The organism is Mycobacterium sp. smrl_JER01, assembly GCF_048513595.2.
Lineage (GTDB): Bacteria > Actinomycetota > Actinomycetes > Mycobacteriales > Mycobacteriaceae > Mycobacterium.
In genome coordinates, this window is the sequence record NZ_JBLXXK020000001.1 from 4913548 (window position 1) to 4935350 (window position 21803).

General features: G+C 66.7%; 22 protein-coding genes and 4 tRNA genes. 7 read left to right on the forward strand and 19 right to left on the reverse strand.

Features of this window, described 5'->3' with window-relative positions; translation table 11 throughout:
- Window positions 1-12: 12 nt before the first annotated feature.
- From ACNUDN_RS22990 to ACNUDN_RS23005, 4 genes are read right to left on the reverse strand one after another with little or no spacing between them, the layout of a single operon-like run.
- On the reverse strand, window positions 13-771 hold the full coding sequence (locus tag ACNUDN_RS22990; RefSeq protein ID WP_419124042.1) for an ABC transporter ATP-binding protein: 759 nt from the start codon (window positions 769-771) through the stop codon (window positions 13-15).
- Window positions 768-2633, reverse strand: a complete 1866-nt coding sequence (locus tag ACNUDN_RS22995; RefSeq protein WP_419124043.1) for a branched-chain amino acid ABC transporter ATP-binding protein/permease — start codon at window positions 2631-2633, stop codon at window positions 768-770. Before ACNUDN_RS22995 ends, ACNUDN_RS22990 begins: the two co-directional genes overlap by 4 nt.
- Entirely contained in the window at window positions 2630-3511 is an 882-nt protein-coding gene (locus tag ACNUDN_RS23000) for a branched-chain amino acid ABC transporter permease (RefSeq protein ID WP_419124044.1), read from the reverse strand. The genes ACNUDN_RS22995 and ACNUDN_RS23000 overlap by 4 nt, the downstream gene beginning before the upstream one ends.
- 37 nt (window positions 3512-3548) lie before the next feature.
- Window positions 3549-4760 carry an amino acid ABC transporter substrate-binding protein gene (locus tag ACNUDN_RS23005; RefSeq protein ID WP_419124045.1) on the reverse strand — a complete coding sequence of 404 codons (1212 nt, stop codon included), beginning with the start codon at window positions 4758-4760 and terminating at the stop codon, window positions 3549-3551.
- 252 nt (window positions 4761-5012) lie between these two features.
- On the opposite strand from ACNUDN_RS23005, the gene ACNUDN_RS23010 reads away from it, so the two are divergent.
- Both ACNUDN_RS23010 and ACNUDN_RS23015 read left to right on the forward strand, forming a co-directional pair.
- Entirely contained in the window at window positions 5013-6524 is a 1512-nt protein-coding gene (locus tag ACNUDN_RS23010) for an aldehyde dehydrogenase family protein (RefSeq protein WP_419124046.1), read from the forward strand.
- A 42-nt stretch (window positions 6525-6566) separates the two neighbouring features.
- Window positions 6567-7694 (forward strand): MFS transporter, encoded by a 1128-nt coding sequence (locus tag ACNUDN_RS23015; protein ID WP_419124047.1) that lies wholly within the window; start codon window positions 6567-6569, stop codon window positions 7692-7694.
- Between the two features lie 26 nt (window positions 7695-7720).
- On the opposite strand, the gene ACNUDN_RS23020 is transcribed toward ACNUDN_RS23015, so the two are convergent.
- Both ACNUDN_RS23020 and ACNUDN_RS23025 read right to left on the reverse strand, forming a co-directional pair.
- The gene (locus ACNUDN_RS23020; protein ID WP_419124048.1) at window positions 7721-8617 is read right to left on the reverse strand and encodes a substrate-binding domain-containing protein; all 897 of its coding nucleotides are present in this window, start codon (window positions 8615-8617) and stop codon (window positions 7721-7723) included.
- A gap of 21 nt (window positions 8618-8638) precedes the next feature.
- Window positions 8639-9661 carry a LacI family DNA-binding transcriptional regulator gene (locus ACNUDN_RS23025; RefSeq protein ID WP_419124049.1) on the reverse strand — a complete coding sequence of 341 codons (1023 nt, stop codon included), beginning with the start codon at window positions 9659-9661 and terminating at the stop codon, window positions 8639-8641.
- 198 nt (window positions 9662-9859) lie between these two features.
- On the opposite strand from ACNUDN_RS23025, the gene ACNUDN_RS23030 reads away from it, so the two are divergent.
- On the forward strand, window positions 9860-11038 hold the full coding sequence (locus tag ACNUDN_RS23030; RefSeq protein WP_419124050.1) for a pyridoxal phosphate-dependent aminotransferase: 1179 nt from the start codon (window positions 9860-9862) through the stop codon (window positions 11036-11038).
- A gap of 16 nt (window positions 11039-11054) precedes the next feature.
- Here the strand turns inward: ACNUDN_RS23030 and ACNUDN_RS23035 are convergent, their stop codons facing one another.
- From ACNUDN_RS23035 to ACNUDN_RS23050, 4 genes are all read right to left on the reverse strand, one after another.
- The gene (locus tag ACNUDN_RS23035; RefSeq protein WP_419124051.1) at window positions 11055-11966 is read right to left on the reverse strand and encodes an LLM class F420-dependent oxidoreductase; all 912 of its coding nucleotides are present in this window, start codon (window positions 11964-11966) and stop codon (window positions 11055-11057) included.
- A gap of 111 nt (window positions 11967-12077) precedes the next feature.
- Window positions 12078-12518, reverse strand: a complete 441-nt coding sequence (locus ACNUDN_RS23040; protein WP_419124052.1) for an SRPBCC family protein — start codon at window positions 12516-12518, stop codon at window positions 12078-12080.
- Window positions 12519-12577: 59 nt separating this feature from the next.
- On the reverse strand, window positions 12578-13654 hold the full coding sequence (locus ACNUDN_RS23045; RefSeq protein WP_419124053.1) for a CaiB/BaiF CoA transferase family protein: 1077 nt from the start codon (window positions 13652-13654) through the stop codon (window positions 12578-12580).
- Window positions 13651-14091, reverse strand: a complete 441-nt coding sequence (locus ACNUDN_RS23050; RefSeq protein WP_419124054.1) for an SRPBCC family protein — start codon at window positions 14089-14091, stop codon at window positions 13651-13653. Before ACNUDN_RS23050 ends, ACNUDN_RS23045 begins: the two co-directional genes overlap by 4 nt.
- A 70-nt stretch (window positions 14092-14161) precedes the next feature.
- On the opposite strand from ACNUDN_RS23050, the gene ACNUDN_RS23055 reads away from it, so the two are divergent.
- Together ACNUDN_RS23055 and ACNUDN_RS23060 are read left to right on the forward strand one after the other, a co-directional pair.
- Window positions 14162-14527: a UBP-type zinc finger domain-containing protein gene (locus ACNUDN_RS23055; RefSeq protein ID WP_419124055.1), complete on the forward strand. Its 366-nt coding sequence runs from the start codon at window positions 14162-14164 to the stop codon at window positions 14525-14527.
- Window positions 14528-14560: 33 nt separating this feature from the next.
- A complete protein-coding gene (locus ACNUDN_RS23060; RefSeq protein ID WP_419124056.1) occupies window positions 14561-14722 on the forward strand; it encodes a hypothetical protein in 162 nt (53 codons plus the stop codon).
- Window position 14723: 1 nt separating this feature from the next.
- Here ACNUDN_RS23060 and ACNUDN_RS23065 read toward each other — a convergent pair whose 3' ends face one another.
- Together ACNUDN_RS23065 and ACNUDN_RS23070 are read right to left on the reverse strand one after the other, a co-directional pair.
- The gene (locus ACNUDN_RS23065; RefSeq protein WP_419124057.1) at window positions 14724-16289 is read right to left on the reverse strand and encodes a phytoene desaturase family protein; all 1566 of its coding nucleotides are present in this window, start codon (window positions 16287-16289) and stop codon (window positions 14724-14726) included.
- Window positions 16290-16352: 63 nt separating this feature from the next.
- Window positions 16353-16955: a TetR/AcrR family transcriptional regulator gene (locus tag ACNUDN_RS23070; RefSeq protein WP_419124058.1), complete on the reverse strand. Its 603-nt coding sequence runs from the start codon at window positions 16953-16955 to the stop codon at window positions 16353-16355.
- Between the two features lie 221 nt (window positions 16956-17176).
- On the opposite strand from ACNUDN_RS23070, the gene ACNUDN_RS23075 reads away from it, so the two are divergent.
- Window positions 17177-17971: an MBL fold metallo-hydrolase gene (locus ACNUDN_RS23075; protein WP_419124059.1), complete on the forward strand. Its 795-nt coding sequence runs from the start codon at window positions 17177-17179 to the stop codon at window positions 17969-17971.
- Here the strand turns inward: ACNUDN_RS23075 and ACNUDN_RS23080 are convergent.
- From ACNUDN_RS23080 to ACNUDN_RS23105, 6 genes are all read right to left on the reverse strand, one after another.
- Window positions 17938-19293, reverse strand: a complete 1356-nt coding sequence (locus ACNUDN_RS23080) for a cytochrome P450 (RefSeq protein ID WP_419124060.1) — start codon at window positions 19291-19293, stop codon at window positions 17938-17940. The two genes, ACNUDN_RS23075 and ACNUDN_RS23080, sit on opposite strands and share 34 nt — an antisense overlap.
- Entirely contained in the window at window positions 19293-19865 is a 573-nt protein-coding gene (locus ACNUDN_RS23085) for a TetR/AcrR family transcriptional regulator (protein WP_419125275.1), read from the reverse strand. Before ACNUDN_RS23085 ends, ACNUDN_RS23080 begins: the two co-directional genes overlap by 1 nt.
- A 22-nt stretch (window positions 19866-19887) precedes the next feature.
- Window positions 19888-20445, reverse strand: coding sequence for a chorismate mutase (locus ACNUDN_RS23090; RefSeq protein WP_419124061.1), 558 nt, complete (start codon window positions 20443-20445; stop codon window positions 19888-19890).
- A 52-nt stretch (window positions 20446-20497) separates the two neighbouring features.
- Window positions 20498-20571 (reverse strand) — tRNA-Phe (locus tag ACNUDN_RS23095).
- A 41-nt stretch (window positions 20572-20612) separates the two neighbouring features.
- Window positions 20613-20689 (reverse strand) — tRNA-Asp (locus tag ACNUDN_RS23100).
- A gap of 39 nt (window positions 20690-20728) precedes the next feature.
- A tRNA-Glu gene (locus tag ACNUDN_RS23105) sits at window positions 20729-20801 on the reverse strand.
- 126 nt (window positions 20802-20927) lie between these two features.
- Here ACNUDN_RS23105 and ACNUDN_RS23110 point away from each other — a divergent pair.
- A tRNA-Lys gene (locus ACNUDN_RS23110) sits at window positions 20928-21000 on the forward strand.
- A 23-nt stretch (window positions 21001-21023) separates the two neighbouring features.
- Here ACNUDN_RS23110 and ACNUDN_RS23115 read toward each other — a convergent pair.
- Window positions 21024-21716 (reverse strand): VldE C-terminal domain-containing protein, encoded by a 693-nt coding sequence (locus ACNUDN_RS23115; RefSeq protein WP_419124062.1) that lies wholly within the window; start codon window positions 21714-21716, stop codon window positions 21024-21026.
- Window positions 21717-21803 lie beyond the last annotated feature (87 nt).

A 21803-nucleotide genomic window follows, 5' to 3' on the forward strand; every position in this document is an offset into this window, starting at 1 on the left:
TCCTTTTCTGTTTCAGGCGCTCGGTTGGGGGGCCGGGGTGTCGGATGCGCTGGGCGCGTGCACCGCACCACCGAAGTACAGATCGGCGATCTCGGGATTGGACAGCACCGATTGCGCCGGGCCGGTGAGCAGTACCCGGCCGCTCTCCATGACGATGCCTGACGACGCCATCCGGAGTCCGAATCGGACGTTCTGCTCGACCATCAGCACCGCTTTTCCGTTGCCGCGCATGATCGCAACGGCTTCGTCGATGACCGTCAGCGATTTCGGATCGAGACCCAGCGACGGTTCGTCAAGCAGGACCAGCTTGGGGTCGAGCATGAGCGACCGGGCGAACTCCACCATGCGTCGCTGACCACCGGAGAGATTGCCGCACCGTATTCCGGTCTTGTCCTGCACCAGCGGGAACATGCCGAGCACCTGGTCGTAGCGCTCTTTGACCAACCGGCGCTGCCTACGGATGACGTAGGCGCCCATCAGGATGTTCTCCTTGACCGTCAGGGGCGGGAACAGCCCGTTGCTCTGCGGCACCTGGGTGACGCCGCATCCGAGCACCTCGTCGGGTGCCATTCCGGTGATGTCTCTGCCGTCCAGCAGGATCCGTCCGGCGCTGGGCTTGAGGATGCCGCTGACCGCCCGCAGCACTGTGGATTTCCCGGCACCGTTGGGGCCGACGATGCAGCCGAGTTCTCCCGGACCGACCTCAAGGTCGACGCCCTGCAGGACGTTACCGCCGCCGTATCCGGCGACCACTCCTTCGAGTTTGATCATGCCGGATTCCTCTCCACCACCGGTACTGAACCTTTGGACGGCGCTTCGAGCAGGTAGTCGTCACCGAGGTAGGCATCGAGCACCAGCGGATCCTTCTGGATCTCTTCCGGGGTGCCCTGAGCGATCACCGCACCGCGGGCCAGCACCCGGATCGGGTCGCACAACCCGACGACGAACGGCATGTTGTGCTCGACCAGCAGGAAGGTCTTGCCCTTCGAATTCAGCTCGCGGATAAGGTCTCCCATCCGCTCGATCAGGGTGGGATTGATACCGCCGGCCGGTTCGTCGAGCAGGATCAGTTTGGGATCGAGCATCAGCACCTGGGCGAGCTCGACGAGCTTCTGCTGGCCGTAGGACAGTGCTCCGGCCCTGGCGTCGCGGTAGGCGGCCATCCCGACGAACTCCAGGAGTTCCTCGGCCCGCGCGGCTTCTGACCCGCTCACCGCACCGAGACCGAGCTGGGGCACCGAGAAGTCACGCAGTGGAGCGACGACGTTCTCCAGCACCGTCATCTCACGGAACAGCCTGGTGATCTGGAAAGTCCGGCCCACACCTCGGTGCGCCCGCGACCACGGCGACAGCTTCTCCAGGTGTTCTGCACCGAGCAGGATCTCGCCTTTGTCCGGCGTCATGGTGCCCGAGATCAGGTTGAACACGGTGGTCTTGCCCGACCCGTTGGGTCCGATCAGCGCCGTGATCGATCCTTCGGGAACGGTGAAGCTGCAGTCGTTGACCGCGTGGTTGCCACCGAAGCTCTTGTGTAGGCCTCGAACCTCCAGCAGGATGTCGCCGGTGGGCTCGGGTCCACGGATCTCGGTGCGCACCAGGGGGCGGTCCAGCGGATTGAGTCGGGCGCCGGAAAGCCCCACGGTGCCTTTGGCTCTGGCCTTCTCGATCTGCAATGCCAGCGTCGGCAGGATGCCCTTGGGCAGCACGATCACCAAAAGCACCAGGAGTCCGCCGAAGAGGACCAATCTGGCGTTTCCGCCGCCGAAAGCCTGGTTGGCGTAGATGTTGACCGGCTGGATGATGAAGGCGCCCAGTACCGGACCCCACAGCGTGCCGCGTCCGCCCAGAATCACCGCCAGCACGATGAGCGCGCTGGTGATGATCGAGAACATGCCGATCGGGTCGACGAAGGACAGGTAGTACCCGTACACCGAACCGGCCATCCCGACGAACAGCGCGGACAGCCCGAACGCCAACAGCTTGTAGACCGGGGCGTTGACCCCGATGGTGCCGGCCTTGCCTTCGTCCTCACGGATGGCGATCAAGCCCATCCCGAACTTGGTCCGGCGGATCCACCATGTCATCAGCAGCGAGAGCCCGAGCAGGACAACCAGCGACAGATGGAACGGCCAGTTGCCCCAGGAGTTCGGCCAGCCCGGCAGCGGCAGAGTCATCCCCGCCGTGCCGTTGGTGACCGAGACCCATTCGATCGCGACGAACTGGATGAGAAACAGGAAGGCCACCGTGATGATGACGAACGCGGGTCCGCGGGACCGGTAGGTGACCAGGCCGAGCAGCATCGCGACGATCGCGGCGACGACGCCGGCCACCGGCGCCCACAGCAACGGCTCCACCTCCGGAAAACGGGTGGCCAGGATGGCTCCCACGTAGGCACCGATACCGATGAATGCGCCCTGGCTCAGCGAAAGGTATCCGGTGAAACCGGTGATGACGTTCAGCCCGCTGGCGCCGATGGCCAGCACCAGGGACAAGATGACGATGTTCTGCGCAGACATGCTGGGCGACAACGGGAACAGCAGGATCACGACAGCCGCGACCGTGATGACCGTGCGACTCGCCCATTTGTGCACGGCAGGGTCGAGCAGACGGGATTTGGTGTCGGAATCACTCATGCGACCGCGTCCTCTCTGAGGCGTGTGCCGAGGAGGCCCTGTGGGCGGGTGATCAGCACGACGATGATCACCAGGAACGGAACGGCGACCGGCCAGGCGGCGCCGACGTACGCGGTAGCCGCCATCTCACCGACGCCGATCACCAGCGCGCCGAGGATGGCGCCGGGCAGGCTGCCCAGACCGCCGAGCACGACGATCGCCAGCAGCCTGGCGATCCACTGGTAGTGGGTGCCGGGCAGGAACGGATAGATGGTCGAGAGCATCGCGCCGCCGGCGCCGAGGGTGGCCACACCGATGGCGAAGGTGAGCGCGGCGATGGTTGCCACACTGACCCCGACCAGCAGTGCGCCGCTCTCGTTCGATGATGCCGCGCGGATGGCCCGTCCGGCCCAGGTGTGATTGAGCAGCAGGTAGAGACCGCCCATCACCGCGACCGCGATCACGGCGGCGATGAGCATCGCCTGCGGGATGTAGATCGAGCCGAGGGTCAAGGAGGCATCGGTGTAGGACACCACCACCGTGGATGAGGTGTTGCCCCAGATGAATCCCATGATTCCCTCGAGCATCAACGCGATTCCGAAGGTGGCCAGCACCGTCATGGTGACGTGGGCACCACGCACGTGCCGGATCACCAGCACGTACACCAGCCAGCCGAATCCGAACATCACGACCATGACGATCGGAATGGACAGTAGTGGGTCGAGTCCGAGACTGCGCCACAGCGTGTAGGTGAGAAACGCAGCCAGCACGGCGAAGGCGCCGTGGGCTAGGTTGATCACCCGCATCACCCCGAAGATCAGGGTGAGTCCGGACGCCATCAGCGCGTACAGAGCGCCGACCAGCAGGCCGAGAATCAGCGTTTGAACAAGGGAATTCATGGGTGCGGCTCCTTAGGAGTATCCGGCCGGGCCGGATTCAGAGGGCTCCGCCATGCCAGCGCATGATCTGGTCGGAGGTGGCGACGTCAGCGGGAAGCACGACCTGCGACACTCCGGACTGCCACTGGCCGACCAGGAAGTCACCCATGGGGCTGCCGTCTTCGTTCCAACTCAGGGTGCCCAGCAGGGTGTCGACACTGTTGCTGTGCAACCAGTCCGCCAGCGCTGCCTGATCGTCGATGGATCCGACGGCGTTGACGGCGGCGGACAGCACCTGCCCGGCGGCGAAACCATCGGCGGCATCCTCCGGCGGACTCTGCCCGAACTTCTCCTCATAGCGCTTGACGAACTCGGCATTCTGGGTGGTGTCCGACAGTGGGCTGTAGCTCGACGAGAAGAACACGCCCTCGGCATTGTCCGAGCCCACCGCGTCCAGATACTGCTGTCCATAGGTCGGTGAGCTGCTCTGGTAGAGGATCGCGGGTTGGTAGTTGGCGCGGTTCATCGATCGGATCATGTTGACGCCGTCCTCGAATTGCGCGCCCTGGACCACGATCTCGGCGCCGGCGTCACGCATGGCGTTGACCACCGAGTCGAAGTTCTTGGTGGTGGCCGGGTACTTGTCCTTGTAGACGGTCTGGATGCCGGCCGCGGACAATATTCTCTCGGCGCCCTCGACCACCGGCCCGGTGAACGGGTCGTCCAGCGCTGGGTAGGCCGCGGTCTTGGGCCGTTGCTCAGGAGGCAGGTTGGCGATCCAGTTCGCGAACACCTTGGCCTGGTCGGTGGCGATGGCCTGCTGGGAGAAGAAGATGTAGGAGAAGCCTCGGTTGAACATGTCCGGAGAGCCACAGGACGGGCAGACGAACAGCATCTTGTTCTTCTCGGCAATCGCCGATGCGGGAATGTTCAGCAGTGAGGACTGGCTGCCGAGGAGTAGGTTGACCCGGTCCTGCGAGATCAGATTGTTGTAGTTGCTGACGGCGGTCTCCTGCTGAGTGGCATCGTCTTTGACGATGATCTCGACCTGCTTGCCCAGCAGTCCGCCGGCCTCGTTGGTCATCTCGACCCAGGTCTCGTAACCGCGCCTGGTGTCGAGTCCGCCCTGGCTGAACTCCCCTGTCAGCGGAAGCGATGCACCGATGCGGATGGTGTCGCCGTCCGAACCGCCATCAGCGGAGCAGCCCGCGGCGGTCAGCGCGATGGCGGCTGCCGCCGCCAACGCGCGTAAAGCAGTGGTGATTCGCATGTCCAACCTCTCTGTCAGACCGATTGCCCCGACGAGACCACGATGTTGCGCAGCTCACATGCAATCGATTGCAGTGAATCGTCACACAGGCCACCGGGGGTGTCAACACCCTCCTCGCGACAGATGTCTTGGAAAATCCCACGACTGGATGTGCCGACACACGGGACGGCTTCCCCGGCCCACCGCCTAGGGCTATAGTCGGCCGCAATCGATTGCAGCACATCGCTGACCACAAACCCGGGAGAGGTGCTCATGACCGTCGAAGAATCCCAGGTCACCGCCATCGGCACGCTACCCCGGAGCCGTTGGGGCGCGTTCGTCGACGGCCACTTCGTCCCGATCGGCGACCGGGCGACGTTCGAGGTCATCGAACCTGCGACGGCGACTCCGCTGGCGACAGTGGTCGACGGCGATGCCGAGCTGGTGGACCTGGCGGTGGCGTCGGCGCGGTCGGCGCTCCCGAGGTGGCGGGCCTTGTCGGGGCGGCAACGGGGCGCCTACCTCAAGCAGGTCGCCGATCGCATCCGCGTCCACGCCGACGAGCTGGCCGAGCTGGTGTCCCGCGAGAACGGCAAACCCAAACGTGATGCACTGGCCAACGATGTGTCGTTCAGTTCCAACTGTTTCGACTTCTTCGCGGGGCTGGGCGACAGCCTGCCCGGCGAGATCATCGACCAGGGCCCCATCGAAACCCGCGTGCTCTACGAACCGTACGGGGTGGTCGCGGCCATACTGCCGTTCAACTGGCCCCCCATCCACTTCGCCAAAAAGGGCGCCCCGGCGTTGATCACCGGTAACACCGTGGTGATCAAACCCGGTGAGCAAGCACCGCTGACCGTGCTGCGCCTGGTGGAGATCGCGAACGAGGTCCTGCCACCCGGGGTGCTCAACGCCGTTCCCGGGCTGGCGGCCGGTGCAGCGCTGGCGGGTCACCCTCAGGTGGAACGGATCAGCTTCACCGGCGCTACGGCCACCGGCCGCCGGGTCCTGGAAACGGCGGCTCAGAATCTCACCTACGCCACCATGGAACTCGGCGGCAAGAACGCGCTGATCGTCTTCCCCGACGCTGATCTCGATGTGGCCGTGCAGGTTTCGATCGAAGGCATGTTCTACAACCAGGGCGAGGCCTGCACGTCCACCGCCCGCATCCTCGTCCACGACGACATCTACGACATCTTCACCGAGCGCTTCACCACAGCCGCGACCGCTCTGGTGGTCGGCGACGGCCTCGACCCCCGGACCGACATCGGCCCCATGGTCGACGCCCGGCAGCGCGATCGGGTACTGGGATACCTGCAGACCGCACTCGACGAAGGGGCCCGGATCATCGGGCAGGGCGAGGTCCCCACCGACCCACGCCTGGCTTCCGGATACTGGGTCCCCCCGACCGTGCTTGCCGACGTCACACCGGAATCCACTGTCGGACAGCAGGAGATCTTCGGACCTGTCGCGCTGATCATGCGCTATGCGACCGTCGACGAGGCGGTCGAGATCGCCAACGGCACCGCTTACGGATTGACCGCGGCGATGATCACCCGTGACGAGGCGTACGCCTGGCAGGTCGCCCAACGACTGGAGGCCGGCATGGTCTTCGTCAACAACTACATGCGGCGTTCATTTTTGGGATCGCCCTTCGGCGGCATCAAGGGCAGCGGCTTCGGCCGCGAGAACGCTGCGGAGACCCTGCACGAGTTCGTGCGATCCAAGGCGGTCCGGTTCCGTTCCGGGCGCGGCGAGGTGCCGGTGTGGCCCCCGCGTCGCTGACCGACGGCTGGTGAAGCGGCACCCGGAGCCCGCGGTGCTCCGATGATTCTGATCATCGCCGCGTTCGTGTCGATGATCGACCGTTCGGTGATGCCGCCACTGGTTCCTGTGATCGCCGATGACCTCGGGGTCACCGTCGATTCCATCGGACATTCGTTGACGTTGTACGCGGTGTCCTACGCGGCGTTTCAGCTGTTCTGGAGCACGCTTGCGGTCCGGTTCGGGCGGGTCCGGGTGCTCGTGGTGTCGACAGCCCTGGCCGGGTTGGCCAACCTCGGCAGCGCCATGTCCTACGACGCATTCAGTTACGGCCTCACCCGGGCCGTCGCCGGTGCCGCGTTCTCGGCGACGATCACCACCGCCCTGATCTACTACGGCGACACCCTGTCGGTGCGTCAACGCGCCGTAGCCACCGCCAACCTCGCGGCGGCCATCTCGCTCGGGCTGGCAACCGGCACCCTCAGCGCCGGTGCCGTCGCCCAATGGTGGAGCTGGCGTTGGGTTTACGTCGTCGTTGCGGCGGTCTCAGTCGCGCTGGCTGTGGGCCTGCTCAGGTTGTCCGAACCGGCTCACGGTCAACAAGAAGCACTGGTCCCGTCGCTGCGACGGCTGACCGCCAACCGGTGGGCCGTCGCGGTGCTCCTGCTCACCGTCATCGAGGGCGCCCTGCTGATCGGAGTGTTCAACTATCTCGCCGTCGCGCTACAGGCGAGTGGAGCGAGCGTGCTCGCCGCCGGTCTGGCCACCGCGGCATTCGGGGCGTCGGTGGTGATCGTCAGCCAGCTGATGAAACTCATCCTCGGACGCTGGCCGGCGTGGGTGCTGATGATGGCTGCCGGTGTCGCCATCGTCGCCGCCTATACCGTCGTCGCGATGAACATCTCGTTCGGCGCCGTGGTGACTGCGGCGGTACTCCTCGGCCTGGCGTGGGCGACCGGGCACACCACAATGCAGACCTGGATGACCGATGCGGCCGCCGACAGCCGACCGATCGGCATGTCGCTGTTCTCGGTGGCGTTGTTCGTCGGCGCGTCGGCCGGTGCGGCGTACGGCAACATCGCTGCCGGCTCTGACCATTTCGAGATCCTGTTCGGCGCCACCGCTACAGCCGCAGTGTTCTACGCGCTGGCGTCCACTGTCGCAAGAGCCAGATACGTCGTCCGCGAATAGTTTCGGCGGGAATTGGTCGCGCCCGGCTACCCGACCAGGGCCGCGGGCCGCACCAGCTCGTCGAACCGGTCGCTGATGTGCTCCAGTTCCGGCGCGGGCAGGAACTGCCGGCGCAGCTGCACCAACGTGGTCAACGCGGCGACGTCGACCACGCCGTCGTCGATCAACCCGCGCGCCGGATCGCACAACACCGAGACATGCGCGGCGGCGTCCTCCGGCGCCAGCCCGAGGACCCGGGCCGCGGCCTCCGCGGTGTCTGCGGCACCGGCCCGGATCGCCCGCGCCGTGGCACCGAGCACCTCCACCAGCCGGTCCACCGCCGCGGCTCCCGGCGCCTGTCGCATCCGGGCGACGACCGTACCGAGGTAGGGGCCCAGCACCGTGACATCGGCGAGGCGGACACCACCGCGCGCCAGCGCAGTCAGTTCGTTGCCCGCATTGAGCACCGTGACGTCACAGCCGCCAGAACTCAACGCGTCGGCGCGCCTGGGCGTCGATCCGAGCGGCACGATCCCGAAATCGTCCCTGCTCAGTCCGATCCGGTTCAGCAGCGCGTACCCGACGAAGGCGAAGCCCGAGTTGGGCACATCCACACCGAGTATCCCGCCGGTCAGCCTCTGTGGATCGCCGGCCCCGCCGCGGGCGCACAGGCACAAACCGAGGCCGCGGTCCACGCCGGCGACGATCTCGACGTCCAGCATCGCCCCCAGCGGATTTCCGGGCAGAAAACGGTACGCGAGCGCATTGTCGGGGCTGGTGAACACCGCGTCGTAGCCACCGGTGCGCAGCACGTCGAACTGCGCCGGCGAGGATGGCACCGGCACCTCGTTCACGGTCAGACCGGCCTCGGCCAGTCGTCCGGAGGACCGGGCCACCTCGAGCAGCACCGAAGGACTGAACACCCCCAGGGTCAGCTGATCCACAACGCTCCCGCTGTCGTTCGGTCAGATCCGGTTACATGGTCCGGTGGAACCGCGCACGATGAGTGACACCGGCAAGGTCAACGTCGCTGCATCCTGTTCACCGGTGTCGATCCCCCGCAGCAACAGTCGGGCCGCTTCGGCCCCGATCTCGCGCAGCGGCATGTGCACGGTCGTCAAGGGCGGCCAGAAGTCCTCGGCGAACGGCATATCATTGAAGCCCACCACCGAAATGTCCTCCGGGCAACGCAATCCCGCTGCGCGCAGCCGCCGGATCAGCCCGAGCGCGACCAGATCATTACCCGCCACCAGAGCGGTCGGCGCCGCACCACCGCGCTGCACCAACTGCTCGGCGATCTCGACACCGGCCTCGATGGTCAACGCTGCGGCATGAATGGTGTCGTGCTCGACGCCCGCCTTCGTGGCGGCCACCTCGAACGCCTCGGCACGGGCGCGGGTGGTGGAGAAGTTCAGCGGGCCGGCGGCGTGCACGATGTGGCGGTGCCCAAGCTCGACGAGATGTGCTATGGCCAAATCGATTCCGCCGGCGTTGTCCCCCGACACCAACGGGTAGCCGCCAATGCCGGAGCCACGGTTGACCAGGACGACCGGCACGTCGGCGGCGGCCGCCTCCTCGACCACCGGCTGATCATCGAGTCTGCCGGTGGCCAGGATGAAACCGTCGACCCGGCGCTGCAGCAGCGACTCGAAGACCGAGATTTCCACGTCATCGTGGGAGTCGGTGTTGGCGATCAGCACCGTGTAACCCTGAGCCTGCAGCACATGCTCGATGCCTCGAATGATCGGAGGGAAGATCGGGTTCATCAGATCGGGAATGATGACCCCGATGGTCATCGACCTACTGGTCCGCAGACTGCGCGCCATGGCGTTGGGCACGTAACCGAGCTGCCGGGCGGCCCGCTTCACGCGTTTGAGCGTTTCGGCGTTGACCTGGCCCCGGGTCTGGGCGTTGAGGGCGCGTGACACCGTCGCCTTGTGCACCTCGGCCAGGCGAGCCACGTCGTCGATGGTCACTCGTCGCGGCATGCTCGCTGTTTCCCCTACCCGGTCGCTGAGTCCGCCGAGCGGACTGGCAGCCAGATTACAGCCCTGCATACGGCGGTAGACAGCGCACTGCAATCGTTCGCAGCACCGCCGGCAACTCTACCCGGGAATTCGGCCTCGGCGCGGCCGGCGCCGCGGACCGGTCAACCCGGCGCGCGGGCCCGGATAGGCTTGGACGCCGTGACGGTACAGCGGCTGCAGCCCTACGCGGTGACGATCTTCGCCGAGATGTCGGCGCTGGCCGCCAGGGTGGGAGCGGTCAATCTCGGCCAGGGTTTCCCTGATGAGGACGGTCCACCCGCAATGCTGAGAGCCGCCGAGAGCGCCATCGCCGACGGCGTCAATCAGTACCCGCCCGGGCTGGGGATCGCGTCGCTGCGTACGGCCATCGCCGACCAGCGCAGGCGCCGCTACGGCTCGGTATATGACCCCGATACCGAAGTGCTGGTCACCGTCGGTGCCACCGAGGCCATCGCCGCGTCGGTGCTGGGTCTCGTCGAGCCTGGCTCGGAGGTGCTGCTGATCGAACCGTTCTACGACTCGTACTCCCCCGTCATCGCGATGGCGGGATGCCACCGGCGCGCGGTTCCGATGCGCCAGGATGATCGCGGGTTCGCGATCGACATCGAGGGTCTGCGGGCAGCGGTGACGCCCAAGACCAGAGCCCTGATCGTCAACACGCCGCATAACCCGACCGGGTCGGTGGCCTCTGACGCCGAACTGCGCGGCCTGGCCGAACTCGCCGTGTCCGCGGACCTGCTGGTCATCACCGACGAGGTCTACGAGCACCTGGTCTTCGACGGTCACACGCACCGCCCGCTGGCCGACTATCCCGGTATGGCCGAGCGCACCATCACCATCTCCAGCGCAGGAAAGATGTTCAATGTCACCGGGTGGAAGATCGGATGGGCCTGCGGGCCAGGTGATCTCATCGCTGGCGTGCGCGCGGCCAAGCAGTACCTCAGCTACGTGGGCGGTGCGCCGTTCCAACCTGCGGTCGCCCAGGCCCTCGACACCGGGGACGCGTGGGTGGACGCGCTGTGTGCGACATTCCAGTCCCGACGCGATCGGCTGGCCTCGGCGTTGATCGACATTGGTTTCGACGTTCATCACAGCCACGGGACGTACTTTCTGTGTGCGGACCCGCGCCCGCTCGGTTTCGGCGACAGTGCGAGGTTCTGCGCGGAGCTACCCGAGAAGGTCGGTGTGGCGGCGATCCCGATGACCGCGTTCTGCGATCCCGCCGCCGCACCCGCCGGGGAATGGAATCACCTGGTGCGCTTCGCTTTCTGTAAGCGTGACGACACCCTCGACGAGGCGATCCGGCGGCTGCGGGCGCTACCGCGTGCGGGTTCGTGAGTGTTCGATCACGCGGTCACAGCGATGCGACCAACTCCCATTGTTCCTCTGCCACCCGATCACGCTCCAGCGCGCTGACAACGACGTCGTCGGCCCCGGCGTCGAGGTAGCGCCGCAGCGTGCGACGCACCGACTCGGCGTCGCCCAGCGCTGCCAGATCGGCCAGACTGTCCACTCCTTCGCGCGCGATCACCTTCTGGTAGGAGGGAATGGCCGCGTAGAACTCCAGTTGGCTCTCGGCCAATGCCCTAGCCGCCTCGGCGTCGGGCGACACATGCACCGGCACGAACGCGACGATGCGCGGCTTGGGCCTGCCGGCGTCGGCGGCGGCCCTCGCGATCGTCGGCTCGATGAACTCCTCGATGGTCCTCGGCCCCGCCAGATAGGGCATGGTGCCGTCGGCCAGCTCCCCGGCCACCCGTAAAGCCTTGGGCCCCATTGCGGCGACATACACCGGCAGCGGAGAGCCGCCGGCCAGGCGGACCGGCCAGTTCGGCGCAGCGGTGAACTCTGCGCCGTGGAAATCCACCTCCCCGGTGTCGAAGACGGTCCGAAGAATGGTCAGGTATTCGCGGAGACGCCCGATGGTGTTCGGCCACGACATGCCGAAAGAAGTGCGTTCGGGCTCGTGGGCACCCAACCCCAGGCCCAGGCTGAAGTTCCCATGTGCGGCCGCCTGCGCCGTCTGCGCCTGCGACGCCAGGGTCAGCGGGTGTCGCGGATTGAACGGAACCACCGACGTCCCGACTCCCAATCCGGGCACCGCCGCACCGATCAGACCGGCCAACGAGATCGCGTCGTGGTCGAACTGCTGGGCTACCCACACCTGCTCGACGCCCAGCTCCCGGGCCCGGCTGGCCTGCCCCACATAGTCGTCGACCGCGTTGTCGGCGTGCGGGTTTCCGAAGAGGACGATTCCGTTGGCCATATCGCCCCCAACACAGCGGCCGTGCCGCGGTATTCCGGTCTGCGCAGATCTACTCTGCGTGAGGGAAACCCTCGGTGCGTGGCGTCGACTGCGGTATGTCGGGGCACCGAGCTACCGGGTAGCGGCCAGCACCCGTTGACGCAGATTCTGTAACGCGACGTCGAGCACCATCTTCTTGGCGCGCTTGACCAGAAAGCGTGGATACGGCGCGGCCAGATCGAGGATCAGGTCGAAACGCACCCTGGTTCGCCGCTCACCGACCGGGGTCAGGTTGTACTCGCCGTGCTGGCAACGCTGCCGTGACGTGCGCTCGGCGTCCCACACCACCCAGTCTTCACCCCAGTGGTACTCCAGATACTCGCGGTCGGTGAGCCCCATGATTTTGACCGTCGCCCTGACGTGGTGCGGACGACCGTCGGGATGGCGATCCACGACTTCGGCGTCTTTGTGCAGGTTCGACCACGAGGCCACCGCCTCGATATCGGCCAGGGCGTCCAGAATCGCCTCCGGCGGGGCCTCGATCACCACTTCACTGGAAGCTCGCACCGCCATACTGGCAAATCCTAGTGACGCAATCGGCCTCTCGCAGAGGATTCTGCAGCTAACGTCGTTTACCAACCGATCCGATCGATCGGCGTCGTCTGCTGGGGCGGGACGCCCACTGCCGCCGACGGCGTACGGGAGAACCTCGGCGCCGGCGCCGCCTGATCGACCCCGTGAGCGGTCACCAGCGTCCCCCGCGCGCGCAGATGCTCGCTGGCGGCGGCTTCACTCCACGTCAACACCGGCGTCACGCACGCATCGGAGCCCGCGAAGATTGCGCACCACTCGTCACGCGTCTTGCTCGCGAATCGCTCCGCAAACAGCACGTGCATCGCCGGAAACGACGACCGGTCCATCTGCTGCGGTAGGTCCTCGTCGGCCAAGCCGATACCGGCGAGCAGCTGGGCATAGAACTGCGGTTCGATCGCACCGACCGCCATGAACCCGCCGTCGGCGGTTTCATAGGTGCGGTAGAACGGCGCACCGCCGTCGAGCAGGAACGACTCCCTCTCATCGCGCAGCGTGCCGACCGCCTTCATGGTCCAGGCCAGCTGGGCCAGCATGCTCACCCCGTCGACCATCGCCGCGTCGATCACCTGGCCCCGCCCTGAGGTCTCGCGCTCGTAGAGCGCGGCGATGATGCCGATCACCACCAGCATCGATCCACCACCGAAGTCGGCGACCAGATTCAACGGCGCCACCGGTGGGCGGTCCCGGTAACCGATCGCCGACAACACACCGGTCTGCGACAGGTAGTTGATGTCGTGCCCGGCGATGGCCGCCAACGGCCCGTGCTGGCCCCAGCCCGTGATCCGGGCGAAGATCAACCGCGCGTTGACGCTTTCGCAGTCCTGCGGACCGATGCCGAGCCGCTCGCACGTGCCGGGACGGAAGCCGTCGATGAGCACGTCGGCTTTGCTCACCAGGTCGAGCAACACCTGCCGGTGGGTCTTGAGATCGAGGTCCACCACCCGCTTTCCGCGATGCATCAGGTCGACGTTCTCGGCGGGCATCTGAAGTCCACCGGGCCGCCGGACCCGCACCACGTCGGCACCCAGATCGGCCAACATCATCGCGGCGTGCGGGCCGGGGCCGATGCCGCCGAGCTCGACGATCCGGACCCCGGCCAGGGGACCGCCGGTCACCCCTTGATGACCTTGAGGACCTGCTTGCGCAGACCGTCGGTCGCGGTTTCGACCCCGCCCTTCATCGTGCGTTTGATGATGAACCCCGGTAACGGCACCGCCAGATCGATCGCGATGTCGAACTTCACCTTGGTCTTGTCCCCGTCGGGGGTGAGGGTGTAACCGGCGTCCTGGGCTTTGAGCTGGGTCGCCGAAACCAGTGTCCACGTGACTTCGTTGTCGCCCCAGGTGTATTCGATCACCTGCTCGTCGGTCAGCCCGGCAGCCTTGACCGTCATCCTGACCTGCTTGGGCCGACCGTTCTCGTAACGTTCCAGCACTTCGGCTTTCTGGTACTGAGGCGACCAGGTGGGGGTCGATTCGACGTCGGCGATGACGTCGAGAATTTGCTCCGGTGTTGCCTCGATCACGACCTCGCGGGAATCCTTGGTTGCCATGGCGCGACGATAGACCACCGTGTTGCGGTTCGGATCGAGATCACCGCAGTGGAGTCGTAGGCTCACAATTGTGAGCGACATCCGGGACGGACACGTCGACCCCACGGTTCCCCCGAGCGGCACCGGATGCGTCGAATGCGACGCGGCGGGCGGGTGGTGGGTGCATCTGCGCCGCTGCGCCGAGTGCGGTCACATCGGCTGCTGCGACGATTCGCCCCAGAGGCATGCCTCGGCGCACTGGCGCGGTACCGGGCACCCGATCATCCGATCGTTCGAACCCGGCGAGGACTGGTTCTGGAACTACGCCACGGACCAGTACTACGACGGACCCGAGCTGGCCCCGCCGCACAGCCGACCGGTCGACCAGACGGTCCCCGGCCCGCGGGGACGGGTGCCCTCGGACTGGATGGCCCGCCTGCAGGCCCGCCGGGGCTGAGTGAACCACCCCCATGCCGGGTAAACCTGCGTGGTGAGCACCGACAGATCAACCGACAAGCCGAAGACCACCGAAACCGATGCGGGCCCCACCGAGGCTCAAGACGACGTGATCAGCGACCCGTCGAAGGGCGCCGACGAGCGCGTGGACTGGGCCGACGAAGGTGGAGCCACCGAGAGCGGCCCGGCGACCTAATCTACCACCTGCCGTCGGCGAGCACCTGTTGCGCGGCGTTGTAGCCGGGGATGAAGGTGATGCCGGGCCCCCCGTGGCAGCCGGCGCTGGCCAGATACACACCGTCGACCGGAAGTGGCTGATCGACATACCCTCTGGGCCCCGGACGGTTCGGCCCCATCTGGTCGGGGTGGATGAGTCCGTGGCAGTAGTCGCCGCCGGGGGCCCCGAACATGGTGCCCATGTGTTTGGGAGTGAACGTGGTGTGGCGCAGCATCAGGCTCTCGAAATCCGGCGCCAGTCGGGTGATCTTGTCGATCACGCGCTGGCCCATCTCGGCCTTCAGCTGGCCGTATCCGGCCCGCTCCTCTGACAACGGGAACCACAGCGAGAAGGCCGACACCGCATGCTTGCCCGGCGGCGCGAGGTCGGGATCGTTCGCCGACGGTATCTGCAGCGCGATCGCAGGATCGGCGGGCACGATGCCGCGCTTCGAGTCCTCCCACTGCTGCTGCAGCTCCTCGGGGGTGGTGAAAATCCCGATCGCGGACTGGTATTCGGGATCGTTGAGCACCTCGTAGGGCTCGGCGAAAGTGGGCGCGGCGTCCAGCGCGAAGTGCATCTGCAGATAGCTGCCCCTGTGGTCGATGCGGGCGAACCGCTCCCGGATCTCGGCGGGGATCGCGCTGCTCTCGATCAGCGTGTTCACGGTGAGGTCGGGAGCAAGGCCGGAAACCACGATGGGAGCGGTCAGAGTGGACCCGTCGTCGAGTCGGACCCCGGTCACCCGACCCGCGCTGACGGAGATCTCGTCGACCTTGCTGCGCAGTCGCAGTTCCCCGCCCGCGGTGGTGAACATCTGCAGTACATGGTCGGTGAGCGCACCCATACCGCCACGGAACTTCTTGATCAACGTGGCGTTCTCATCGGGGACGGCCAGGCCGAATGCCAGCGCGGCCGCACTACCCGGCGTCGCCGGTCCCCGGTAGGTGGTGTTGACCGCGAGGAAGGCGAGCATGCCGCGTAGCGCACCGTGTTTCTCGCGGTCGGGCAGGTAGCGGTCGAGCACATCGGTGACCGATCCGAACAACATGTCGCTGATCGCCTGACGCTCGAATTCGTTGGTCGCGCAGGCGAACATCTCGTCCAGTGACCTCGGCGGCACGTCCGCGTCGAATCGACCCAGGGCCCGGGTCGGAGCCTGGCACCACGCCATCAGTCCGGCCATACCGTTGACCGCCTCGGCCCCGTGCACTTCGTTGAGATGGGTCAGGAGCTTCATCGGGTCGGTGTAGTAGATGACGGGATCGTCGCCGATCCCGCGCAGCTGCACCGACATCACCTCGAGATCGACCGTCGGTAGTTCGCCCAACCCGAGCGCGTCACTCACCTTCGCCGATGTCGGTACCTGCACCGACCCGGCGATCTCGAACTTGAAGCCGTCGAACAACTCGACGGTCGAGGCCATCCCACCGGGATAGAGCTTGGCGTCCAGGCACACGGTGCGCAGTCCCGCCCGCTGCAACAGCGCCGCGGCGGTCAGGCCGTTGTGGCCGGCGCCCACGACGATCGCGTCGAAGTCCGTCATCGGCTGAGGCTGACACGCGGACCCAAGTTTTGTCAATATTGACGAAACATTGGTGGTGTTGAACTATCCGCCGTCCTCAATGCCGGCGCGCAACAGCTGCAGCGCCTGCCGGCACAGCCGGTCCAACTCGGGCAGCGACCGGTCCTCACCCAGCATCCACACCTCCAGGGCACCGAACACCGCGGCGGCGATACAGCGGGCCGTCACCGTGATGCGCATCCGGTCGCCACTGCGCAGCGGCGGCGCCGCCCCGGCCATGTGCTGCTCGATCGCCTCTGCGAAATCCGCTTCCACCTGTCTGATGTGGCGAGCGATGCGACCCCGGTCGAGTTCCTCGGCACGCATCGCGGCGATCTTGGTGACCGCCCAGTCGTCGTAGGGCGAGGCCATGATCGCCGACTGGACGGACTCGAATATCGACTCCTCGGGCGCACGGGCCGCCAGCGCGGCGCGGAACCAGTGCAACCCCGCATCGTAATCAGCGAACAGCAGATCGTGTTTGGAGGCAAAGTGCCGGTAGAAAGTGCGTAGGGACACCCCGGCGTCGGCGGCGATCTGCTCGGCGGAGGTGTCCTCCACGCCCTGCGCCAGGAACCGCACCACCGCGGCCTGCCGCAGCGCCTCCCGGGTGCGCTCGCTGCGCGCCGTCTGAGCAGGCCGGACCATGTGCGTAACCTACCCCAGCGGCAAACGCGGCTTGACGGCTCTGCACCCGTGGCCTTGACTTGTCAGTCCACAAGGTTGCGGTACTTCGCAAGAGGAGCGAGATGTCCGGCACGGAAGATCCACAGTCGGCCCGGTGCGCCGACGCCGGCCGGCCGTTCCGCTCTCCGGGGGCTCCCGGGCATCAGTAGCCGGCCTACACAACAGACACAGCCGGGGGGCGTGTGAAGGTTCATCATCTCAACTGCGGAACGCTGCGACCGCCGGGAATCGGGACCATGGTGTGCCACGTGTTGCTCGTCGAATCCGACGCGGGCCTGGTCCTCGTCGACAGCGGGTTCGGCACACGGGACTGTGCTCATCCGGGTCGGTTCGGCTCTTTCCGGAGCCGGCTGATCCGGCCGAAATTCGATCCCAACGAGACCGCGCTTAGCCAGATCGAGGCACTGGGCTTCCAGGGTTCCGACGTCCGTCACATCGTGGTGACGCACTTCGATGCCGACCACGTCGGTGGCCTGAGCGACTTCCCCGACGCGCAGGTCCACGTCACAGCCGCAGAAGCGTTCGGCGCCATGCGGTCTCGCGCGCTGAAGGATCGTATCCGCTTCCGCCCGTGGCAGTGGGCCCACGGACCCAAGTTCGTCGAACACCACGCCGACGGCGAGGCGTGGCGAGGTTTCGCCGCCGCCAAAGAGCTGACCGAGATCGGTCCGGGTTTCGTGCTGATTTCATTGCCCGGCCACACCCGGGGACACGCATGCGTTGCCGTGGACGCCGGGCACCGTTGGCTGCTGCACGGCGGTGATTCCTTCTACCACCCAGGGACGATCGGGGCCCCGTCGAAGGTGCCGATGTGGACCGCCCGCCTGGAGATGCTCTTCGCCTCCGACCGCGCGAAGGTCAAGCAGAATCACCGCCGCCTCACCGAACTCTACCGGCGCCAGGATCCAGATCTGATGATCCTGTGCTCGCACGACGTGTCGCTCTATGAGCGGGCGAAGGGCACCGCGCTGGTCTGATGCGCGCGCGAAGCGCGCCGCCGGTACACCACCACGCGCCCGCCCAGATGTGGCGCCGTCGCGATCCCACGCGAACGGCGCCGCTCCGCAGCACTGCTCGTTGCACCGAAGGTGAACTCGCGCAGAATGTTTCGAAGCGTCACGGTCATCTCCATATTGGCGAACGCGGCACCGACGCACCTGCGCACCCCGCCGCCATACGGTATCCAGTTCAGCGAATCGGGACTGGCGCCGAGAAAGCGGTCGGGATCGAACCGATGCGGGTCTGCGAAATGCCGTGGCGAATCGTGCATGAGGGTGATGCTGGGCATCACGCCATGCCCGGCAGGAATTACCCAGCCGCCCAGCCTGATCCGCTGTGTGGTCACCCGGAACATCGCCTCGATGACCGGCCTGGTGCGTTGCACCTCCCAGATGGTGGCCTGAGTGAGCTCGCTACCACCGGCGTCGACCTCGGCGGTCAATCGGGACACCAACTGCGGATGCCTGCGCAGTCGTTCGAGCGTCCACGCCAGCGTGGTCGCCGTGGTCTCGTGCCCGGCCGCCAGCAGGGTCAGCAGCTCGTCGGCGATATGCGCATCGGTGATCAACGAGCCGTCCTGGTAGCGCGCGTCCACCAGCAGCGACAGCACATCCCGACGCTCGCCGCCGACCTCAGCCGAACGGGCCTCGGCCACAAGGCCTGCGATGATGTCGTCGTAGCGACGACGGGATCGCTGCACCCGGCCCCACGGACTCCACGGGCCGAGGTCGCGGCGCAACCCGGCCGGAAGAACCACCATCAACGACGCCAACGGCACCATGGGCGGGAGTAACTCGCGTAGCTCGTCGAGAGCGGCGCCCCGAGCCCCGAACACGGCCCGCAGGATGGCATTGAGGGTGATACGCATCATCGGTTCGAGAGTGCGAAACTCCCGCCCCTGCGGCCACGACGCCGTCTCGCGGGCGACCTCGTCGGCGACGATGGCTTCGTAGGCCGGCATTCTCCCGCCGTGAAAGGCCGGCAGCAGCAGCCGGCGCCTGACCCGGTGAGCGTCCCCGTCGAGGCTGAACGTCGAGCCCGGCCCGAGCACGGTGCCGAGGTTGGACGCGCGGGCCACCAGATCGCTTCCTGCGGCGAACAACTCGCGAGCCATCGTCGGGTCGCCGACCACCACCGTGGGTCCGAAGATCGGCAGGTCCACGGTGAAGGTGTCACCGTGGCGCGCCGCAAGGGCCGACAGAGCACGCCTGCGGGCAGTGAAAAAGGCAAGCGACAGTGCGGCTTTGGGGATTACAGGGCCGGGCGGCAACCTCACCGGTTCCGACGTGGGCGCGGCCATCACTGCCCGGGCGGAGACAACAGGGCTATCGAGGCCTCCACGGCCTCGTCGACGACGTCGCTCATCGTGCCACCCTCCTCGACGGTGATGGCGGTCAGCTCGCGCAGCCCGCCGAGCAGCATGATGATCCGGCGACGTGAGACCGGGCCGACGCCGGCGGCACGGAACTCGTCGCTGGCGCCCAGCGTTCCGACCATCTCGATGAAGTGTTCCATCGCGTCACGCTGCAGTCCGCGCGCCGCGACCCCGAGTGAAGGCACGTCGCGGATCCAGCTCAGCATCAGCGCCGAACGTGCCTCCGCCGACGAGATCCAGGCCTCGATCGCCTGGCGCACCTGCTTCTGCCACGGCGCGCTCGGATCGACCGCCTCCGAGATCTGCCTGATCTGGTCGGCGTTCGCGTCGGTGAGCAACGCGACGAAACACGCCTCGCGGTCCGCGAAATGCTCGTAGAAGGTCCGGCGTGACGTCTTGGCCCGGCGCACGATGCCGGCGACCGTGGTCTTGGCGTAGCCGTCGTCGGCGATCGAGGTCTCCAGCGCATCGAGCAGCCGTTGGCGGAAGTCGCTCATATCACCGGCCATGCTCGCACGCTCAGCGGCAATAGCTGCGCGTGGCGTGGTCGAGAGCCTGGCGGTAGAGCGGGTCGAGACCGCGCTGCGCTGCGACCGCCGCTTTGGCCTCGTCGAGTTCGGCACGGCACGCCGGTGCGTTCAGCTTGTCCCACTCGTCGGCCATCAGCGTGACCATCTCGCGGTTGAGCGCATCGATGATTACGCGCGAGGACGCCAGATCGGGGACGTCGACCGGCGCGGACGCGGGGTCGAACTTCCACTGCGCCAGCCGGGTGTACTCGATCGCCACCGTGGCGTCGATCTGGTCACGGAACGCCGCCGACACATAGCCAGGATCGAGGTTCAGCGCCGTCGCCTCGGCGGACACCGCGTCGAGGACCTGCTGCTCGCGGGCCGGGTCCTCGATCAACCCGCCGGTGTGGAATTTGTTGGCCGCGATGGGCTCGGCGACCTGCAGGCGCCGGGTGGCGGCATCGACCAGGTCCACCAAGGTGGTGTGTGGTTGCGCCGCGACGGCCGGCGCAAACAGCGACATCAGCAACGCCGCCGCGAGGGCCGGGGTCAGGAGGCGAATCATCGGGATCATCATCCACCGGTGCGGCAGCCCCGGCCAAGCCGGGGTGTGAAGGTGGCCAGGGCCGGGATCGAACCGGCGACCTTCCGCTTTTCAGGCGGACGCTCGTACCAACTGAGCTACCTGGCCGGACGGCACCGATCACTTGCCTGGCAAGTGCCTCGCCGCAATGGCGACCCTGACGGGACTCGAACCCGCGACCTCCGCCGTGACAGGGCGGCGCGCTAACCAACTGCGCCACAGGGCCTTACTGTGCTGCTCCTCCCACCGTAGTGGTCGTCGCGCGTACCCCCAACGGGATTCGAACCCGTGCTACCGCCGTGAAAGGGCGGCGTCCTAGGCCACTAGACGATGGGGGCCTATTCCGAATTCCTCCGGGGCACTCGCAACGTCCATGTCGTTGGGAGCTTCGATAGCTTAGGGTACGGACACCCAAATCCTCAAACGAGCAGGGTGCCGTATCCTTTTCGGGGTTACACACCCAAGCCCCTATAGCTCAGTTGGTAGAGCTACGGACTTTTAATCCGCAGGTCCCAGGTTCGAGCCCTGGTGGGGGCACAGACACACGAGCACCTACCTCGTCAGCGGAGGTAGAGCTCGTCACCGTCCGGGTAGCCACCGCCGGTGGTGGTGATGTGCACGTGGTCGTAGTGGCCGTAGCCGCCGGCCCGGGCTCCGCCGGGGGTGTAATACACGCCCCGCCAGATGGCGTCCTGGATGCCGAAGCGCGCGGCGTTCTCCAGTACGTAGGCGACGATCTGGTTGCCCAGTGCGATACCGGCCTGCGAGGTCGGGTTCTCGATCATCACATCCAGCGCCAGGCCGTCGGGATGCCAGCGCAGCGCGTCCTGACGGACGCCGCCGATGTTGTTGATCTCCGGGAAGACGGCGCTGATGCTGCGCGCGGTGAGGATGGTGCGCACCTGCAGACCCGCTTCCGGCGCGACACCGGCCGGCAGGGTGCGGCTGACGACCCGCCAGCGCGATGCGGACACCAGCGATGCCTGCTCGACCTGGGCGACGTCGGCAGCCCCGTCGTCGATCACGCGCGCCGGACCCGGCGCCGGCGACGGCGCGGCCACGATCTCGACGCAGCACGGGACGGACTGCTCTACCGGCGCGGGAGCGGGTGCGGCGAGGGTTTCCTCCGCGACAGGGACCGGCGCCGGACCCACATCGCCCTTGACCGCGAGGAGAACCGCCGCCGGGGCGAGTACCGAGGCAAAGTACACCGAGGGGTTACGCCGCTTGGTGGCGATGGAATGCCTGCCCACGCCCTGCAAGATAACGAAGAACCGGGCAACATACAGCATTGATCATGAAAATTGAACTCGGCGCGCGGATCGTTACCTGACCGCGAC

What these genes read in the sequence shown, in the direction of transcription:
- ACNUDN_RS22990 (WP_419124042.1), bottom strand. Translation starts at nt 771, where the DNA reads ATGATCAAACTCGAAGGAGTGGTCGCCGGATACGGCGGCGGTAACGTC.
- ACNUDN_RS22995 (WP_419124043.1), bottom strand. Translation starts at nt 2,633, where the DNA reads ATGAGTGATTCCGACACCAAATCCCGTCTGCTCGACCCTGCCGTGCAC.
- ACNUDN_RS23000 (WP_419124044.1), bottom strand. Translation starts at nt 3,511, where the DNA reads ATGAATTCCCTTGTTCAAACGCTGATTCTCGGCCTGCTGGTCGGCGCT.
- ACNUDN_RS23005 (WP_419124045.1), bottom strand. Translation starts at nt 4,760, where the DNA reads ATGCGAATCACCACTGCTTTACGCGCGTTGGCGGCGGCAGCCGCCATC.
- ACNUDN_RS23010 (WP_419124046.1), top strand. Translation starts at nt 5,013, where the DNA reads ATGACCGTCGAAGAATCCCAGGTCACCGCCATCGGCACGCTACCCCGG.
- ACNUDN_RS23015 (WP_419124047.1), top strand. Translation starts at nt 6,567, where the DNA reads ATGATTCTGATCATCGCCGCGTTCGTGTCGATGATCGACCGTTCGGTG.
- ACNUDN_RS23025 (WP_419124049.1), bottom strand. Translation starts at nt 9,661, where the DNA reads ATGCCGCGACGAGTGACCATCGACGACGTGGCTCGCCTGGCCGAGGTG.
- ACNUDN_RS23035 (WP_419124051.1), bottom strand. Translation starts at nt 11,966, where the DNA reads ATGGCCAACGGAATCGTCCTCTTCGGAAACCCGCACGCCGACAACGCG.
- ACNUDN_RS23040 (WP_419124052.1), bottom strand. Translation starts at nt 12,518, where the DNA reads ATGGCGGTGCGAGCTTCCAGTGAAGTGGTGATCGAGGCCCCGCCGGAG.
- ACNUDN_RS23050 (WP_419124054.1), bottom strand. Translation starts at nt 14,091, where the DNA reads ATGGCAACCAAGGATTCCCGCGAGGTCGTGATCGAGGCAACACCGGAG.
- ACNUDN_RS23065 (WP_419124057.1), bottom strand. Translation starts at nt 16,289, where the DNA reads ATGACGGACTTCGACGCGATCGTCGTGGGCGCCGGCCACAACGGCCTG.
- ACNUDN_RS23070 (WP_419124058.1), bottom strand. Translation starts at nt 16,955, where the DNA reads ATGGTCCGGCCTGCTCAGACGGCGCGCAGCGAGCGCACCCGGGAGGCG.
- ACNUDN_RS23080 (WP_419124060.1), bottom strand. Translation starts at nt 19,293, where the DNA reads ATGGCCGCGCCCACGTCGGAACCGGTGAGGTTGCCGCCCGGCCCTGTA.
- ACNUDN_RS23085 (WP_419125275.1), bottom strand. Translation starts at nt 19,865, where the DNA reads ATGAGCGACTTCCGCCAACGGCTGCTCGATGCGCTGGAGACCTCGATC.
- ACNUDN_RS23090 (WP_419124061.1), bottom strand. Translation starts at nt 20,445, where the DNA reads ATGATTCGCCTCCTGACCCCGGCCCTCGCGGCGGCGTTGCTGATGTCG.